Source organism: Vibrio gazogenes, assembly GCF_002196515.1.
Classification (GTDB): domain Bacteria; phylum Pseudomonadota; class Gammaproteobacteria; order Enterobacterales; family Vibrionaceae; genus Vibrio; species Vibrio gazogenes_A.
Window position 1 is genome coordinate 627040 of sequence record NZ_CP018836.1, and the last position, 16519, is coordinate 643558.

Annotated in this window: 17 protein-coding genes; 3 read left to right on the forward strand and 14 right to left on the reverse strand. The window is 47.0% G+C overall.

What is annotated here, in order from left to right:
- Window positions 1-69 precede the first annotated feature (69 nt).
- The 5 genes from BSQ33_RS18425 to BSQ33_RS18445 form a co-directional block, all read right to left on the reverse strand.
- A complete protein-coding gene (locus tag BSQ33_RS18425) occupies window positions 70-597 on the reverse strand; it encodes a hypothetical protein (protein ID WP_088134877.1) in 528 nt (175 codons plus the stop codon).
- A gap of 167 nt (window positions 598-764) precedes the next feature.
- Complete coding sequence (locus BSQ33_RS18430) at window positions 765-1451, reverse strand: gamma-glutamyl-gamma-aminobutyrate hydrolase family protein (RefSeq protein ID WP_088134878.1); 687 nt, start codon at window positions 1449-1451, stop codon at window positions 765-767.
- Window positions 1424-2398 (reverse strand): amidoligase family protein, encoded by a 975-nt coding sequence (locus BSQ33_RS18435; protein WP_021020969.1) that lies wholly within the window; start codon window positions 2396-2398, stop codon window positions 1424-1426. Before BSQ33_RS18435 ends, BSQ33_RS18430 begins: the two co-directional genes overlap by 28 nt.
- 225 nt (window positions 2399-2623) lie before the next feature.
- Window positions 2624-3235, reverse strand: coding sequence for a YagU family protein (locus BSQ33_RS18440; protein WP_088134879.1), 612 nt, complete (start codon window positions 3233-3235; stop codon window positions 2624-2626).
- A gap of 327 nt (window positions 3236-3562) precedes the next feature.
- Complete coding sequence (locus tag BSQ33_RS18445) at window positions 3563-5083, reverse strand: aldehyde dehydrogenase family protein (protein ID WP_088134880.1); 1521 nt, start codon at window positions 5081-5083, stop codon at window positions 3563-3565.
- Between the two features lie 286 nt (window positions 5084-5369).
- Here BSQ33_RS18445 and BSQ33_RS18450 point away from each other — a divergent pair, with 286 nt between their 5' ends.
- Window positions 5370-7190, forward strand: coding sequence for a sigma-54-dependent Fis family transcriptional regulator (locus BSQ33_RS18450; protein WP_088134881.1), 1821 nt, complete (start codon window positions 5370-5372; stop codon window positions 7188-7190).
- A 70-nt stretch (window positions 7191-7260) separates the two neighbouring features.
- On the opposite strand, the gene BSQ33_RS18455 is transcribed toward BSQ33_RS18450, so the two are convergent.
- Window positions 7261-8121 carry a prephenate dehydratase gene (locus tag BSQ33_RS18455; protein ID WP_088134882.1) on the reverse strand — a complete coding sequence of 287 codons (861 nt, stop codon included), beginning with the start codon at window positions 8119-8121 and terminating at the stop codon, window positions 7261-7263.
- 146 nt (window positions 8122-8267) lie between these two features.
- On the opposite strand from BSQ33_RS18455, the gene BSQ33_RS18460 reads away from it, so the two are divergent.
- Window positions 8268-9197: a LysR family transcriptional regulator gene (locus tag BSQ33_RS18460; protein WP_021020974.1), complete on the forward strand. Its 930-nt coding sequence runs from the start codon at window positions 8268-8270 to the stop codon at window positions 9195-9197.
- Between the two features lie 50 nt (window positions 9198-9247).
- Here BSQ33_RS18460 and BSQ33_RS21690 read toward each other — a convergent pair whose 3' ends face one another.
- Window positions 9248-9394, reverse strand: coding sequence for a hypothetical protein (locus tag BSQ33_RS21690; protein WP_157721436.1), 147 nt, complete (start codon window positions 9392-9394; stop codon window positions 9248-9250).
- 4 nt (window positions 9395-9398) lie between these two features.
- Here BSQ33_RS21690 and BSQ33_RS18465 point away from each other — a divergent pair, with 4 nt between their 5' ends.
- Complete coding sequence (locus tag BSQ33_RS18465) at window positions 9399-10142, forward strand: HAD-IIB family hydrolase (protein WP_232472028.1); 744 nt, start codon at window positions 9399-9401, stop codon at window positions 10140-10142.
- A gap of 105 nt (window positions 10143-10247) precedes the next feature.
- On the opposite strand, the gene lepB is transcribed toward BSQ33_RS18465, so the two are convergent.
- The 7 genes from lepB to BSQ33_RS18500 all read right to left on the reverse strand — a co-directional run bounded on the left by lepB (window position 10248) and on the right by BSQ33_RS18500 (window position 16430).
- Window positions 10248-11069 carry a signal peptidase I gene (lepB, locus tag BSQ33_RS18470; RefSeq protein ID WP_088134884.1) on the reverse strand — a complete coding sequence of 274 codons (822 nt, stop codon included), beginning with the start codon at window positions 11067-11069 and terminating at the stop codon, window positions 10248-10250.
- 31 nt (window positions 11070-11100) lie between these two features.
- Window positions 11101-11847 carry a carbon-nitrogen hydrolase family protein gene (locus BSQ33_RS18475; RefSeq protein WP_088135298.1) on the reverse strand — a complete coding sequence of 249 codons (747 nt, stop codon included), beginning with the start codon at window positions 11845-11847 and terminating at the stop codon, window positions 11101-11103.
- A gap of 36 nt (window positions 11848-11883) precedes the next feature.
- Window positions 11884-12762 (reverse strand): alpha/beta hydrolase family protein, encoded by an 879-nt coding sequence (locus BSQ33_RS18480; protein WP_157721437.1) that lies wholly within the window; start codon window positions 12760-12762, stop codon window positions 11884-11886.
- Window positions 12763-13217: 455 nt separating this feature from the next.
- Window positions 13218-13913 (reverse strand): methyltransferase domain-containing protein, encoded by a 696-nt coding sequence (locus BSQ33_RS18485; RefSeq protein WP_157721438.1) that lies wholly within the window; start codon window positions 13911-13913, stop codon window positions 13218-13220.
- A gap of 140 nt (window positions 13914-14053) precedes the next feature.
- A complete protein-coding gene (locus BSQ33_RS22270) occupies window positions 14054-14254 on the reverse strand; it encodes a phosphotransferase-like protein (protein ID WP_088134887.1) in 201 nt (66 codons plus the stop codon).
- Window positions 14255-14349: 95 nt separating this feature from the next.
- Window positions 14350-14973, reverse strand: a complete 624-nt coding sequence (locus BSQ33_RS18495) for a hypothetical protein (protein WP_088134888.1) — start codon at window positions 14971-14973, stop codon at window positions 14350-14352.
- Window positions 14974-15551: 578 nt separating this feature from the next.
- Window positions 15552-16430: a HEPN domain-containing protein gene (locus BSQ33_RS18500; RefSeq protein ID WP_157721439.1), complete on the reverse strand. Its 879-nt coding sequence runs from the start codon at window positions 16428-16430 to the stop codon at window positions 15552-15554.
- Window positions 16431-16519 lie beyond the last annotated feature (89 nt).

Here is a 16519-nt window from a genome sequence, read left to right on the forward strand (position 1 = left end):
CTTGTGAAAGGTTGATATTAACAGCTGGTTGCCTCAGGCAACCAGCTGTATTCCCAGATATAAACTGATTTAGAGCGTCACTTTCGTATCAACATATCCGTCACCTCGTTGAGATGAACTGCTATTGACCACAAACAGATGATAAGTGCCTACTGGAAGTGGAACCAGCACCCAACTTGTCGGCCCATCCACAATCTCATTGCCGGTCGAGTCTGTAAGATATAAATCTAAGGAACCGTTCGATAGATTCGTCAACTTCGCTTCAATATATTTATTCGCACAAGTTTGATCAAACGTATAAACCAGTTGCAGGTCATTCGGACGAACATTGGTAAAATAGAACGTATTCTTGCTTGTCAGGCGGCATTTGAAATCAAATGCAAAAGCACTTGCGAACCCATGCTTTTCAACCTGCTCGTTTTCTTCTTGAGTGACATCAATCGATAAAGTTTGATCCACAACAGACGGACGCTCTTCAGGGTTGACCGCATAAGAAACACCACCGAGAACCACTTCCGACGGTACTTGAGCGGCCTGCGTCATAAACGACAGTGCGCTAAGGGAGAGGATAGCAACTGACTTGATAAGATTCATCATACTTAAGATTTCCTTGTAATGTTATTTATACCCATATAAAACCAAGATTATACAAATAACATGCATAAAAAATCCTATCAAGCCGTGTTATATAGCACACCAAACTCATGCCACAGAATTGATAATCCCTTCATTTTTCAGTCAAAAATGCGAACCAAATCCTTGAATCATGCTTCATCCGTTTGGCAAGCAGCGCCCTGACAACAAAGCCAGCGAAAAATCGCGAGTTGGGCGGGTAAATAAAAGAGATATTCGGGATGCCACTGCACACCGAGAATGGGGGTTTGATCAGTGCTTTCGACTGCTTGCGTAAATTGGTCTAAATCCCTGCCGACCACTTGTAAGTCCTGACCGACATCCTTAACCGCCTGATGGTGTAAGCTATTGACCCGTAAATGATTTTTTCTACAGAGTGCGGCCATTTTTGAATTCGCACGGAGCTTCACCTGTTTGGTTGGGAGTAACCCTGAACGGTTATAGGTCTGTTGCCGCAGCTCACTGATATCAGCATATAAGGAGCCGCCTTTGACCACATTGATCAACTGTAATCCGCGGCAGATACCCAACAAGGGCTTCCGATGTTCGAGCGCCCATTCAATCCAGTCAATTTCCAGTTGGTCACGCTCCGGATCAAGCCGTACCTGTTGATTGACATCACCACCGTAATGCTCGGGGCTGATATCATCACCACCACCAATGATCAATGCATCCAACGGTTCGCCCGTCCATGCATGATGAACACTCAGCCGGATCGCCCGTGCACCGACCAGCCATAATGCAATCCGGGTACACCACCACGAAGGAGACCAGCGCCTGCCGTTCCCCGTTACACCCACCCTTGGTCGTTGAGCCATTGTGAGATCTCCTTTACCCAAACTTTACGTTCGACACCAAGCAAGGGACGCTCTAATTGAAGAAAGCGTGCCGCCAGCGTCTCGATAGCCTGTGGATCCGCCGCAAGCTGTTCGACAACACACCACAAATCCCAACTCTTGGTCAGATCCCAATCGGCATCTTCAATCCGACAGTCCGGCAGGCGATAGTGGAATGTCGGGCGAGATTTGATTTTGGGATCATTGACCACCTGACGAACCCGATCAGCATCGATCTCAGCCAATAACGGCAGTAAATCCAGCGCACGGTTACGCGTGGGATTGTGTTTAAGATAGCGCTCGAACAGATGTGTCAAATCAGTGGATGTATCAGTGAGCAGTTCTTTCACATAAGCTTCCGGGTAAAGCGCAATATACGGGCTGATTCGCCGCGTCGGATCAACATCATGCGCCTCAACTAACCACCACTGTAATAAAGCAAATGCCTTGAGATAACGGTTGATCGTCGCCGCACTCAAATCTGGTAATTCCGGGTTGATATGCACACCAAAAGCAGCAATCAAAGAATCTTCTGTCCCTTTTGCTCCCGCTTTTCGCAACGCCACAATCAGTTGATTAAGCGGCTCCAGTCGATCCAGCGGAATCGGCGGACTGACAATTTCAAGCGGCACAACCGGCAAAGCGGCCTGATGTAACATATCGACCAGTTGATGACCATCGTCATTCTGCCAAGCCGTTTGGGCCTTACGTTTGAGAAAATCCCAGTCTAGTTCGAGATTGAATGTGCCTAAATCGTCAGTCCGCACACGAAACTCAACCGCAGACCGCTGTTCAACTTGACCACCCAGAATCGAGCACAAGGGTTCAATCACTTGTTCAAGCGTCAAACCGGTAAATTCCAATTCAAATCCTACTTTTCTGACTGCGCCTTGTTGCGTGTCAGTGACAGGTGGCATCTTAAATGACATCGATCAATCACCATTGTTATACATCGTTTTATCAGTCTAGCATATCAACCTCGGGCTATTGCAAGATGGCCAGAAGTCTAACTGATTGTTATACAATGTACTTTTACTGACTCAATATGCTTTTTCTCCGTATCCGTTGCCGCCAGCCAGTGCCGGAACACTCAAAAAAAATGCCACCACGTCAAAACAACAAACGTGGTGGCATCTCATCGATGACGGTCCAACTTACCGGGCGGTCAGTGGCACTTCAGGGTCCGGTTCGTGTGTCATGCGATTGCGTAAATCGCGACGAATAATTTCAATCGACCAGAACCAGATTAAATGCCCGACGATTTCAGACACATGCTCATACCAAGGCAAGTCAAACACCGGTGGGGTTAAGCCCATTAACGGGAAAGAAATCATATGGACAAACAGTTGTGCCAATGCACCGGCAAACAGCCCCTGCCATAGTTTGAAGACAGGGAAGCGTTCCGTCACCACACAGTAACCAACAGCGAACACAATGGAGAAAATAATATGTGTCACACCAACCCAGTTAAACGCATGTCCGGCAAAGGTATACACCGCACTGTTCGGGTCAACCATCCCCAACCAGTCACGCAGAAAAACATATGGTGGATTTAAAAAGTTACGCGAACAGTCAATTTGTTCTGCGACACGATTGAGTAATTCCGGTGCACAAGCGGCACTGAAAATATCATCGGGGCTACGAGGCGGTAACGGATGCTCAGCCCCCCATTTAACGAATGCAGACACAATACCTGCAATAAGGCCAATGAATGCCGCGAGGCCATAACGGCGGCGAGCCGGATCTGATTGTTGAAAAATATGCATAACACCATCTCAAACGTTTACTTGAAAAATAATTTACAAAATAATAATTAAAAACAATAAGTTAAAATACCTAGCGCAAGAAGGGTTATAGCATCGATGCACATAAATGTACATCACAATTCTGATGTAAGGATGTAACCGGATAGATAATAGACAATATCCGAATCATGACAGGAACGCGATCTCTCCCGCTCAGTCATCGCGAGTCAGTGAATAAAAAAGCGCCGCTGAAAACAGAGGCGCTGCGTAAGCGTGCTAAACTTTCCTTAGCTCCTAGCACAATAAGTGCTTCACAACTTCTTTTTTGTGAAGCGGGGAGACAAAACCTTAGAAGAATCCCAGTGGGTTGGTGCTGTAACTGACCAAAATATTCTTCGTGTTCTGATAGTGACCGAGCATCATTTTATGATTTTCCCGACCAATACCTGATTTTTTGTAGCCACCGAAAGCTGCATGCGCCGGATAAGCATGGTAGCAATTCACCCAAACCCGACCCGCTTGGATATTTCTTGCCATGCGATACGCGAGATTGGTATCGCGCGTCCAGACTCCAGCACCCAAACCATACTCAGTATCATTGGCAATCGCCAAGGCTTCGGCTTCATCTTTAAACGTCGTAATCGCAATCACCGGGCCGAAAATCTCTTCCTGAAAGACGCGCATTTTGTTATGACCGAACAGCATTGTCGGCTGAATATAGTAGCCATTTTCGAGATCGCCATGCTGCTGCGATGTTTCTCCGCCAAACAGAACTTGAGCCCCTTCGTTACGACCGATTTCAAGATAACTGAGAATCTTGTCGAATTGTTCCTGCGATACCTGCGATCCGACTTGCGTTTCAGTATCGAGCGGGTTGCCCTGTTTGATGGTTTTCGCCCGTTCAATCACTTTCTCAATAAACCGTTCATAAACCGATTCATGCACCAACACCCGAGACGGACACGTACAAACTTCGCCTTGATTGAAAAATCCCAGCAAAATCCCCTCAATACACTTATCCAGATATTCATCTTCATGATCGAAAATATCGGAAAAGTAGAGATTTGGTGATTTACCACCCAACTCAACGGTTGATGGAATCAGATTATCCGCCGCGCATTTCAAGATATGGTTGCCCACTTGGGTTGAACCGGTAAACGCCAGTTTGGCAATGCGGTTACTGACGGCTAATGCTTGTCCGGCTTCAGCACCATATCCGTTGACGACATTCACGACACCCGGTGGTAACAGGTCACCAATTTTTTCCATTAATACCAGTATAGACGTTGGTGTCTGTTCTGCTGGTTTTAATACCACACAACAGCCCGCTGCCAGTGCCGGAGCCAGTTTCCAGGCCGCCATCAACATCGGGAAGTTCCACGGAATTATTTGTCCGACCACCCCGATGGGCTCAGGGAAGTGGTAACTTGCCGTCGTACTGTCCAGCTCTGCGGCTGAACCTTCCTGCGCTCGGATACAACCGGCGAAATAACGGAAGTGATCCACCACCAATGGTAGATCCGCAGCCAGTGTTTCACGAACAGGTTTACCATTTTCCCATGCTTCAGCAACAGCCAGCTCTTCCAGATGTGCTTCGATGCGATCGGCAACTTTAAGGAGAATATTGGCACGATCAGTCACAGATGTTGCAGCCCATTGAGCACGAATCTCATGTGCTGCGTCCAAGGCAAGGTTGATATCTGCTTCCGAAGAGCGGGCAACCTGACAGTAAGGCTGACCATTCACCGGAGAAATATTGTCAAAGTAGGTGCCACCAACCGGTTTGACCCACTGACCACCAATATAGTTATCATAATGGGATTTAAAATTGATGATGGCATCTGCTGTTCCGGGTTGTGCATAGATCATATGTCGTTCCTTCTGGCCGATTTTATTGTTCACGTTTCATGTTTATTTTCAATTCATGTCATTGTTTGTTCTGACATTCTTCAGGCATGATTTCTTGCCTGTAATTTTCTGTGTAACGCAAATCACAGGCCAGCATGGAAAAGCTTGTTGTTACCTTTTTGTAACACTATGATTAACAAAAAATAACAATAATAATCCGTTGGTGTTGGGGTAACCCAATGATTCTCTCCAAATTGTTCAAGTGTTCCAAAATGGAACACCGTTCATGTGAAAGAGTGAAACAGTGATGCAACATGTTCAATTTTCTGCCGGTGACTGGCTGACATCATCTTGGGATCGCTGTCATCAAGCCGGTTTAAAACAGCGCAGACAGCCTGATAACATCATCATGTCCAGTGCAGAGCTCAAAGAACGACAATGGTCGGTCAATGCGCTGCTCCAAGCCGTCGAAACGTATGCAGTACCATTGTTTAACCAGATGTTTGCCCATAGTGACAGCCGCCTGCTCCTGACCGACCGGGAAGGGGTTATTCTGGCAAGCTGGGGGCAACAGCGGTTTAAAGAACGTCTGACTCAGATCGCATTAGAGAATGGTGTTTGCTGGCAGGAAAACCTCAAAGGGACCAATGCCATCGGCACTGCGATTATCGAAGCGCGCCCCTTAACGATCATCGGTAAACAACATTACGTTCATCAGCACCAGTTTATCAGTTGCTCGGCCAGTCCGGTGTTTAACCATCACGGACACCTCATCGGTATTCTGGATATTACCAGCGAGCAACAGCAACACGATCTCGCGACACAAATGCTGGTGCAGAATATGGTTCAGCAGGTAGAAAACCATCTGCTATGCGATATTCCCGACGGTGCGGTAAAAATCAATCTGGCCTGTGAAAAAAACTTACTCAACAGTGGCTGGCAAGGAGTGTTGGTTGCGGACGCATCCGGCAAAGTTCTGGCGCATAACCACATTGCATTTCAGTTACTTGAACGGCCCAACATTATCGGGCTCTCCATCGAGAACCTATTACAACAGCAAGAGCGGACGCTAGTTTTTGAACAACATCCCCTTCAATCCGCCGCGACAAAATCCAGCACATTTCGCTCGGCCAGTGCATTCACCACATCTTGTGAACTTCATTTCGGCGATAATCGGATTGAACAAGCTTGGCAACAGGCACATAAACTGATCGATAAAGATATTCCTTTGCTGATTCTCGGCGAAACCGGTGTCGGTAAAAATGAATTTGTCAAAGCGTTACATCAGCACAGCTCACGCAAACATCATCCGCTGGTGATCGTCAACTGTGGCGCGATTCCCAAAGACCTGATTGAATCGGAGCTATTCGGTTACGTTGCCGGTGCTTTCACGGGGGCTAGCCCCAAAGGTTATCAGGGTAAAATCCGCCAGGCGCATCAAGGTATATTGTTCCTCGATGAAATTGCCGACATGCCGCTGGACGCACAATGTCGCCTGCTGCATGTCTTACAGGAAAAAGAAGTGATTCCGGTCGGGTCGGGTCAGAGCCAGCCGGTCAATATTCAGGTCATCGCGGCCACCCATAAGGATTTAACCGCAGAAGTCACAGCCGGACGATTCCGCCAGGACCTCTACTATCGGCTCAACGGGCTGGTGCTCGAACTGCCGCCACTGCGGGATCGGCAAGACAAAGCCCAACTGATTGCGCACATTCATCGCCAGTATCGTCTCAATCAGCAACAAATCTGTCCGCAACTGCTGCACATTCTGCAAGCTTATCTCTGGCCGGGCAATATTCGCGAACTGGACAATATGCTGAAAGTCACTTGCCTGCTCACCAGCGATGAACCGCTGTTACAGCTGGCACATATTCCCGGGCATATTTTGAAGTCGTTGACGACATCTGCACCATCAACCGCCCCCTCATCCATTCAACTGGCAGACACCGCGCCACCGGCAGTCAGTGACATGCGGCAGGAGGCGGATCTGAAAACCACGGTGGAAAATCGTTTACTGCAAACCTATCAGGCGACGCAGGGAAATATCAGCCAGACCTCCCGTCTGCTCGGTGTCAGCCGCAATACCATCTACCGTAAACTCAAAATGCTCGGTATTTTAAGTCAGTAAATCACCCGCCACCCTGTCATCCGGCTGGACACAGGTTTATTGGTCGGGGCTGCCAGTGAACTTCGTCCGGCTAGACGTGGGTGTCTGCTCTCAAATAAGCGCCGAGCCGTTTCACTTTACTGATCGCCTCTATTTCATTGAGTGCAGCCGCCACTGCGGGATCTCGGAGGTGACCATCCAAATCGATAAAGAAATAATATTTGCCGAACTGGGTACAGGTCGGCCGGGAAATAATCGATGTCAGATTGATTTTTCGGCGGGAAAAGGAGGTCAGAATTTCACCGAGGAAACCGGGGTGATCATGCTCATCGACCACAATCAGGCTGGTTTTATAAGCGGCTTTCGCATGATAAGTCTCCGGGTAATGTTGGGCGGCAAAGACCAAAAACCGAGTCTGATTATTCTCATAGTCATTGACGTTCTCAGCCACTGCGGCAAACATCTCTTGCTGCACACTCTCAGCCGGTACGATCGCCGCACAGGGCTGTGACGCCTGACGAGCCAAGGCCAGCGATTCGGTATTACTCTCGGTCAGAACAATCTGGCAATGGCCCAATGATTCAATAAAACGACTGCACTGCCCCTTCGCGACAAACTGGACAAACAATTGCTGCACATCAGCAAATGCTGCCGTACCCACACAAGAAAACCGAATCGGGAGAATCACTTCGCCAATGACTTTGAGATCCGCATGAATCAGTTGATCCAGCACGGATGGAATAAACCCTTCAGAGAAGTTTTCAATCGGCAACACACCGACATCACAATCCGAACCAATCGCATCCAGTGCCCGTTCGATGGTCGGAAAATACACCAGCTCGGATGGCAGTGGCGGCGTATTCGTCGCTGATGCTGACAGCCCGGCGATATAGCGACGGGTTGCGGTTTCCGAAAATGTTCCCTGCGGCCCCAGTGTGGCAATTTTTCTCATGTCCTTTCCAAACTCATCGATCTAACCTCGAAAATGAGCCGGCAGTCTAACATAAAACCGACCGGGGCTCTCATCGCACTATCCGCCGCCGCCGAGACTCCGGTATGATAGACTCAGCAACCTTTTTGACGAGATGACCGATTTCAATGCGCCAGACACAACTCATCAGCTTATTACCGGATTTGGCAACCTTCATTCTGATTGTGAACGAAGGCAGTTTCACAGCAGCGGCAGCAAAACTGGGCGTCACGCCTTCAGCCCTGAGTAAGTTAGTCACCAGACTGGAACAATCACTCCACGTCAAATTATTGGAAAGAACCACCCGCAAACTGATGATTACCCAGTCAGGTCAACAGATTTATGACCAATGTCTGCTGATGATGCAAGCAGCTCAACAGGCGGTTGACCTCTCGACTTCGGAGCATATTCATCCGTCGGGGACCCTGACAGTCGCAGCGCCGGAAGCCTTTCTCAATTCAGTCCTGCAACCTTTGGTTGTGCCTTTTCTCAAACACTATCCGGATATTCAGTTGCGTTTACGCTCTGAGGACGGCCACATCGACCTGTTTAAAAACAATATTGATGTCGCCATTCGTTTAACCGACAAACCCGATGAAAGTCTGGTGATGAAAGAAATCGGTAAGACGAATTTAGTGCTGTGTGCCAGCCCGGATTATCTGGCGGAACGCGGCCAGCCCGCCCATCCGTTGGACTTAAAACACCATGACTGTCTCTATCTCGCCGAACATAGCAAAGATAATATCTGGACATTCATGCATGCGCAGGAAACCCATACCGTCACTGTCACCGGACGCTACGCCGTCAATCATTCACAGATGCGGCTCAATGGCGTCAAACACGGGCTGGGCATCGGTATATTTCATGATTTCGTGGTTCGGGAAGCATTAGTCCGTGGTGAGATTGTCCGGTTATTACCCGATTGGTCGATTAAAAGCAGCTATCACGGGGCGATTGTCATGCAATACGCACAAACCCATTACATGCCTGCCCGCGTGCGCGTGTTTATTGATGAGATCACACAACAACTGACCGAAGCACTCCGATGTCATCAATGACCGTTTGAAACGCTACCCCGATCATGTAACAAATGAGGCAAACACCACCGCTATGTGTCGGCCGGTTCATTGGGTGATGATTCCGCAGTAAAAATACGATCAAACTGGTTCAGCGCAATCACTTTTGCATTGGCTTTTCTTTGCCATTTGACCTGACTGACCGCAGAGCGAGCCAAAAAGATAGAATGGTTACTCACTGATGTGGATGACACTTTAACGTGGCGCGGGCGAATTCCACCGGAAACGCTCACCGCTCTCGACCGGTTGCACCGCGCCGGGGTAAAAGTCGTTGCCGTGACCGGCGCTTGTGCCGGATGGTGCGATCATATCGCCAAACTTTGGCCGTTGTACGGAGTGATTGGGGAAAATGGCGCATTCTGGATGATCAAAAATCGCCACGGTTTTCAAACCCACTACACCCAACCGGTTGACACGATGCGTGTGCGTCAGGAGCTGCTCAGAGAAAAAATCGGGACGATTTTAGCCGATTACCCGGACGTCGATTTTGCCACAGACCAAGGTTACCGAATCTGCGACGTTGCGATTAATTTAAGTCAGGATCGCATTCCGGTGAACAAAACCATTGCACAAGACATTGCCCGGCGGATTGGTGACTTAAACATCGATGGCTCCCCCGTCAATGTGATGGTGAGTTCGATCCATATCAATGCGTGGGTAGGAGAACATAGCAAACAACGCAGTGGTAAGTCGTTTCTACGCAGCATCACGCAGCAGGATGAAATTGATTTGGCAACCGTGACCTACATCGGTGATTCTCACAATGACGAAAGTATGTTCGCTTGGCTGCCACTGACCTTTGGCGTCAATAATATTCTTGCAGTCATGGATGATTTGACTCATCAGCCCAGTTTCATCACCGAACGTAACGGCGGCTATGGATTCTCGGAACTGGCCGATAACTTATTGCAGCTGCGAGGCACATAACCACGCCTTTTTCCGAGGTGTGTGGCTTTTATGAACAGCCCCCGACGTCTCTCAGACGCTGGGGCTGTCATTGGAAATCTGTACGGGTATTGATGCAGATACGTGTTATTTAACCGTTTTGCCAATCCTGCTGGTATCGTCGGCAAACCAGATTTGCGTCACCTGACCAATCACATCATTGACCGGGACAGTCCCCCAAAACCGACTGTCGCTGCTGTTATCTCGCCAGTCGCCAAGAACAAACAACTCATTTTCAGGAATGCGTCTTTCATTCATAGAAACAGAAATATCTCTGACTCTGCGCTCCTCCGGGACAGCGAGCGAGGGCTCAGGCTTGCCATTGCGATATACCACGCCATCATGTATCGAGACCGTATCATCCCCCACTGCCGCAACTCTTTTAACATAGAGAATCCGCCGATCTTTCGGGTATAAAAATACGATCACATCCCCCACTTTGGGTTGGTGATATCGGGTATTCACCGTAATAAAGTCACCGGCCTGCAAAGTCGGCTCCATCGCTCTGGAAGGAATCTGATACGTTTGATAACCGAGAATCGCACCACGCGCAGAGAACAATGTATTGGCAATCAGCGAGACAGCCATCAATATCGCCAGATACCAATACCAGCGGTTATATGGCTGTAATGGGTATTGCCGGTTTTTCAGGGCCAGTCTCACTGAACTGATGATGACAAAAATATAAAACCCGATAAAAAAGACAATCAACGCTGCGATGCCATAGAACGTCGATAGCACACCAGCAATGCCAGCCACGAGGATGACACCATATTCAATACCGATAAGTGACAAGCCCTTTTTTAAATCGCCGGCATAGACATGCCCAAGACCCGGTGTGAGCACTGACAGCAGTGCTGCCCAAATTGGGTTTCTCTTTTTCGTCACGATGATTGCTTCCTCGTTCATTTAGATATCATCACTTCCAATGACAGAACCATTATATTTTCGCGGCTTCGATCTGATTGCCAGTGACCGTCCCCAAGACCAGACAGCTATCTTTAGTCTCAGAACTCAACACAAGCTCGCCATGTGAGTTCCAGACGGCGTTGCGACCACACGTGTCCCACCCGCCGGTGACTGAAATATGATTACTCAAAAAAACAGGAAAACCATGTTCAGTTGCTGTTTGAGATAAAATCTTGCCGTCCGGTACAAAGCCGTGCTCTGAGATTAAAGCACTCACAACGTAGATATCGGCACCGGCTGCTTTGGCGCGCTGAGCATGCTGAGGGTCGGCAAAATCGGCACAAACCGCCAATGCGATTTGATATCCTTTGATGTGGAAACAGTAATCCGTCTCACCGGATGAGCAATACACCTCTTCTCCCGCATGTAAGGACTGTTTTACATAAAACTGCACAGTGCCGTCAGGAAAACAGATAACCGCACCGATTGTTGGTTTGCCCGCTTGTTCCGGTTTTAGCGGGCATCCGGCGATAACGACAATATCATGGTCAACAGCGGCTTGAGATAACGTCTGGAAGTGCGATGACTCTGGCGGTACAGCCAACTCAGCCAACAGCTCAAGTTCATACCCCGTTAATGACAGTTCCGGAAATACCACCACATCAGCTTGGGAAGAAGATGCGCGTTCAATCATGTAAAGATGCTGTTCAAGGTTGGCCTTTACATCGCCTTTGCTGACTGGGATTTGAGCCAGACTGATCGTAACACTTGTGTTCAAGTTTCCTCCTTCAATGACAAACATGCTAAATGATGATTATGTGTGTGGTGACAAGACTTGAATAAGATAAGTGGCAATTTGATCGCCAATACTGTTTTGGAACTCAACACGATCAAAGCCTTGCGGATCTTGTGCGATGATGCCTAACGTCGCTTTCAAAGAATCAGGGTAAGCCGTTAAAAATGAGTAATGCCCCGCATTAGGAATGACTTTGACCGTGAGGCGCCCCGTTTTTTCAAGGCCATTTTTTATCACTTGCGCATTGTACGCCGCAGTCAGCTCTTGATCTTTCTCAGCGACGAGCAATAACGTTGGAATATCGACATTGTCAAAGGCGTGTTTAGACAAAAAGAGCGCACCAACAGGCGCCATTAATACTTGAGCCCGAATTCTGGTATCTTTTGAATTCACCGTAATGTTTTGGGTTAATTCACCACTCAAGACCGGGGCACAGTAAGGATCGGCCAGTGTTGGTAAACTTTTACATAAATCAATCAGTGCTTTGGTCTTCGCGATGGCACCGGAAACAACAAGGGCTGTGTACCCACCAATAGAGTGCCCTAATACAGCAATTTTTTGTGGGTCAATATGAGCGCTTACCCTTGGTATTGCGAATAACTTGTCTATCGACGCAGAAATATCCTTCGGCCTGTTAACATAATTCTCGACCTTACCTTCCAGTGAATTATCGAGGTGATTATTGTGAGGATGCAAAGGCATCGCAACAATAAAGCCATGGTGAACGAGTGAAAGCGCGATATCCTTGTAGGATAAGCCACTGCTGCCTGAACCATGCGATAAAACCGCTAATGGAAAGCGACCGTCTTCCATTGCCCCGCCAATCGCAACATTCAGCGTAAAAGGGCCGAAATCAACCGACTTTGGCTTTGATGTGGTCGGATAAAGCACAAACATTGATAAACCATTTGTTGAGACGTTATCTAACCGTCGAAAACCAACATCATGGGCATTTGCCGATATTGATGTCAATATGATGAATAACAACGCTATTTTCAAATCATTCAATTGATCAATCCCTTTAAACTCGCAGCTCACTCTCAGTCGAAGAATTCTAAAATGGTATACCGCTAGATTACCCAATGCCCACAGTGTGGCGAGCTGCTGCGTAAAAGTCTATGGTTTTTCATCGGGTTAAATCCATATCGTTATCTTTTCCCGAGGCACTTCACACCGATGTATCGTTCATGCCGTCAGTCACACCGACAGTGCGAGTGAGGCTGCAAAAAAGAAAAAGCCGCAGATAAATATCTACGGCCTTGAATGTAACAGTGAGTCAGAAATGGTTCTCTATTCAGTGAGTTAAAAATCCCACGCGAGGCGATGCTTGTTATGTTTCGTCGCAACAATTTTTACCCTTTTATAGCCTTAGCACAGAAACGCATTCCGCTAACGAATACAGTTGTAGGGTTTTTCTCACTTTCAATTTGTGCTATCAGCTCATCAATTTCAGACGCGATGGCAATATTCGACGACGCCATGCGTGGCTTAAGCAACTGCAAAAGCTCTCCAAGCGTATATTGGTCGCCTTGCCCGTCAATAACCGCCTCTGCCCAGATTGCCTCAAACTTTAGTCCAGCAGCCGCGTAAGTTGCAGGTAAATGGAATCCCATAGACTGATCAACGCCTTCTTCGGCAAGCATTTTTGCGAGTAAAGAGACGCCTTTCTCGTGTGCTGGCATCGCCTCAACAAACCCAGGACAGATAGTCGAGTCGTGCTCCTCAAATACGACCAGACCATTCTCTCGTAACCAAGGTAACAGACCGGAAAGAACTCTCTCAGGGCTAGGTAAATACATGAGAACCCGACGCCCAACCACTGCATCAAAAGACAAAAGGTCAATGCTTTCCAGGTACTTCGGAGCTTCATTCAAATCGGCTTGTAAAAAACGTACATTGCTCTTTCCAGATTTGTCGAGACGATTTGAGGCGGAAGCTATCATCTCTTTACTGCGATCAATGGCTAACACACTGCCACTAGAACCGACAATATCACTCAAAACTTCAGAGACCTCTCCGGGGCCACATCCTAGCTCAAGGACTGTCATGCCCTCACAAATCCCTGCAGACTTAAAAAGCCTTTCTGTTGTTGCATTACTTCTTTTCACATATCACTCCTTTGAACACTAAATGCATCATTCTGAGAACAGTCGCAAGATTTTTCTGACTCAATGCGCCAATATACTGACTATCTTAATGCGTTACGCCAATTGTACAGGGTTGCTTCACTTTTATTGCTGCAATCTAGTGAGTTCGATTTCTCTGGCATCATCGAGATAAACGTATCGATTCCGATGTGTAGGTCGTTTCTAGGTAAAATCGCCTGAAGTTCTCTAGCAATAGAGCTTTTTCCAGAACTGCTTGCGCCGTTTAATATTATGACATCCATACCTATTTCACCTCCAAGCACATAACGCCACAAACAATGGCGCTAACTCCAATGTTTCAGCAACAAAAAACCTTTAAACAACAAGCCCCAAGCGTTTAGCGTCCATTGATTTGCTTTGTTATGTTCATAGCATCCAAAGCACGCTGAGCACTCTGCTGAAGTAATATGCTCCACTTATTTTCAAGTAAACTATTTATTATTTTTTCACTCGGAAACGGGATCCCTATGCCTAACGCAAACGGAGGGTTAAATTTGTGTTCTCTAATTTTTTTATCTGTTTCGAGTTTATTAGTATAATTTTTAACACACTGTTCAATACTGAAAATGGTGCTAAATGTAGCATAACGAAGAATTTCAATCTGACTGAGTTCTCTCTCAATTTCTTTAAGTGCATCTCGCTGGCTTATCGATAATGATGACTCGATATGATCTATTTGTTTAGGAAATGATTCAATGTATATCTTATGCGCATATTCATTACGAAGTTGGTAGAGCTTTTTGATTAACCCTTTATAATCAGATGGAAGAACTCCTAAACCTACTGCTAGATCTACTTTGATCATTGTTGACATCTTCGTTATTTCAACGCGATGTTCACTATCCAAACATAGTTCAATTAAACGTTCAACTTTTTCTTCGATTAAAGAAAAACCAAGGACAGAAATTTTCATCGAGTCATCGAGCTGAAGAAGTTTGTCAATTTCGTTTTCAATTTTCACTTTCACTCCCGTTTAAATATCTCAGCCCTGAACATAACCTTTCTTATACAGAACTACTCTATAAGAATACTTCCGTATAACTTAATTCTTTTTCTAAACTGAATCTCTCACAACTCACCATCAAGTCGTAAAAATTCAGATCTTTTTCAACATCTGTCGCAAAATGCTGACTTGTTCGATCTAATTTATCCACATTGTGACTTGATAAAAGCTGTAGATAAAAACAGTGCTGGAATTATTAATGAAATCCCCGTTTCTCACGAGTTGAAAAGAGTTGATGCTGGCTCGTCACTACGCGTGAAAAACCATTAAAACGTATCTTTATTGGGTGTGAAGAGTCCGCTTTCACATCTCATGGTGTAACATGACATTTTTCCACGCTACCGCTCTTTCGCATACGAAATGTGGGTATAAACATTTATCAATTCATTGCATATATTTATAGCAAAGAGTCGCTGTGATGCCTACGGTAAATGGGAATCGATTATAAAAAACAATCTGGCTAGCGGATGAAAAATAAGAGGATAAAGAGGAAGACACAAGGCACACATCATTTTCGATGCGCTGCATAAGTGGGATCACCCTTCAAGCCGTGTCAGACAAACCTGCTCCACCAGCCCTTTCAGATTCTCCACTTCACTTTGCAGATACACCAGTTCTTCTTCGGTGATTTCGTAATGCATCGAGTAACGGGCGTCGATGTAGGCGCGTTGCAGGCGGCGGAAGCTGCGGCGGTGGAATTTGTCATCCATCGGGAAAATATCGGCGAAGGCACGGGCTTGCTCGGCACAGTATTTTTTCAGTTTTTCGATATTGTGGGTTTTGGGCAAGTAGTTGGTCAGAACCAGTAAGGTACAGGCAAAGAATCGCTCTGTGGATTGGTGGAGAAGGAAAGCCGCTTGAGCAAGTTTTTCTCTCTCCACCGAAATTTGAAATAATTCAAAAAAGTCAGAAGCACTGATAAACCAGTGGTCAAAATGATGCTGTGCGATTTGATGGCGTTCTTCATCGGTCAGATCCCCCGGTTCGGCCAGCGCTTTCGGCGTCGCGGCAAAGATTTCGATGCCCTCTTCGCGAATATCCTTGAAGAAGTAGTGACCCTGTCTGAGCTGTTCATTGACCTCTTCCAAGGTATGCACAATCAGCCCCAGCGGCGCACTTGTGACTTTGCGGTCGATCTGCTCTTCCGCCCTGCGCCAGATGAGATCTTCTTCCACCAGTGAGGATTTGTTGACGATCACCAGAATGTCGTAATCACTGACATAGCCGTTGGGAATGTCCCGTACCCAACCACCTTTGGCATGGCTGCCGAACAGAATGATTTTCAGGATCCGAAATTCAGCTTTACTCCCCTGCTTACCAACGAGGTATTCTTCCAGCGTGTCGCGCAAAATGGTCGAGATCAGCCCAAGTTCATGCTGTTTACGTTCGGAAAGGTGGTCGAGTGAAGTCTTCATACCTGAATGATTTGAATCGGTTAGTGAACAATGCCCACAGTGTGGCGAGCTGCTGCGCAAAAGTCTATGGCTTTTCATCAGTTTAAATC

Excerpts from the sequence above, each read along its gene's own strand:
- BSQ33_RS18425 (WP_088134877.1), bottom strand. The coding sequence starts at position 597 with ATGATGAATCTTATCAAGTCAGTTGCTATCCTCTCCCTTAGCGCACTG.
- BSQ33_RS18430 (WP_088134878.1), bottom strand. The coding sequence starts at position 1,451 with ATGGCTCAACGACCAAGGGTGGGTGTAACGGGGAACGGCAGGCGCTGG.
- BSQ33_RS18435 (WP_021020969.1), bottom strand. The coding sequence starts at position 2,398 with ATGTCATTTAAGATGCCACCTGTCACTGACACGCAACAAGGCGCAGTC.
- BSQ33_RS18440 (WP_088134879.1), bottom strand. The coding sequence starts at position 3,235 with ATGCATATTTTTCAACAATCAGATCCGGCTCGCCGCCGTTATGGCCTC.
- BSQ33_RS18445 (WP_088134880.1), bottom strand. The coding sequence starts at position 5,083 with ATGATCTATGCACAACCCGGAACAGCAGATGCCATCATCAATTTTAAA.
- BSQ33_RS18450 (WP_088134881.1), top strand. The coding sequence starts at position 5,370 with ATGCAACATGTTCAATTTTCTGCCGGTGACTGGCTGACATCATCTTGG.
- BSQ33_RS18455 (WP_088134882.1), bottom strand. The coding sequence starts at position 8,121 with ATGAGAAAAATTGCCACACTGGGGCCGCAGGGAACATTTTCGGAAACC.
- BSQ33_RS18460 (WP_021020974.1), top strand. The coding sequence starts at position 8,268 with ATGCGCCAGACACAACTCATCAGCTTATTACCGGATTTGGCAACCTTC.
- lepB (WP_088134884.1), bottom strand. The coding sequence starts at position 11,069 with ATGAACGAGGAAGCAATCATCGTGACGAAAAAGAGAAACCCAATTTGG.
- BSQ33_RS18480 (WP_157721437.1), bottom strand. The coding sequence starts at position 12,762 with ATGTTTGTGCTTTATCCGACCACATCAAAGCCAAAGTCGGTTGATTTC.
- BSQ33_RS18485 (WP_157721438.1), bottom strand. The coding sequence starts at position 13,913 with ATGACAGTCCTTGAGCTAGGATGTGGCCCCGGAGAGGTCTCTGAAGTT.
- BSQ33_RS22270 (WP_088134887.1), bottom strand. The coding sequence starts at position 14,254 with ATGGATGTCATAATATTAAACGGCGCAAGCAGTTCTGGAAAAAGCTCT.
- BSQ33_RS18500 (WP_157721439.1), bottom strand. The coding sequence starts at position 16,430 with ATGAAGACTTCACTCGACCACCTTTCCGAACGTAAACAGCATGAACTT.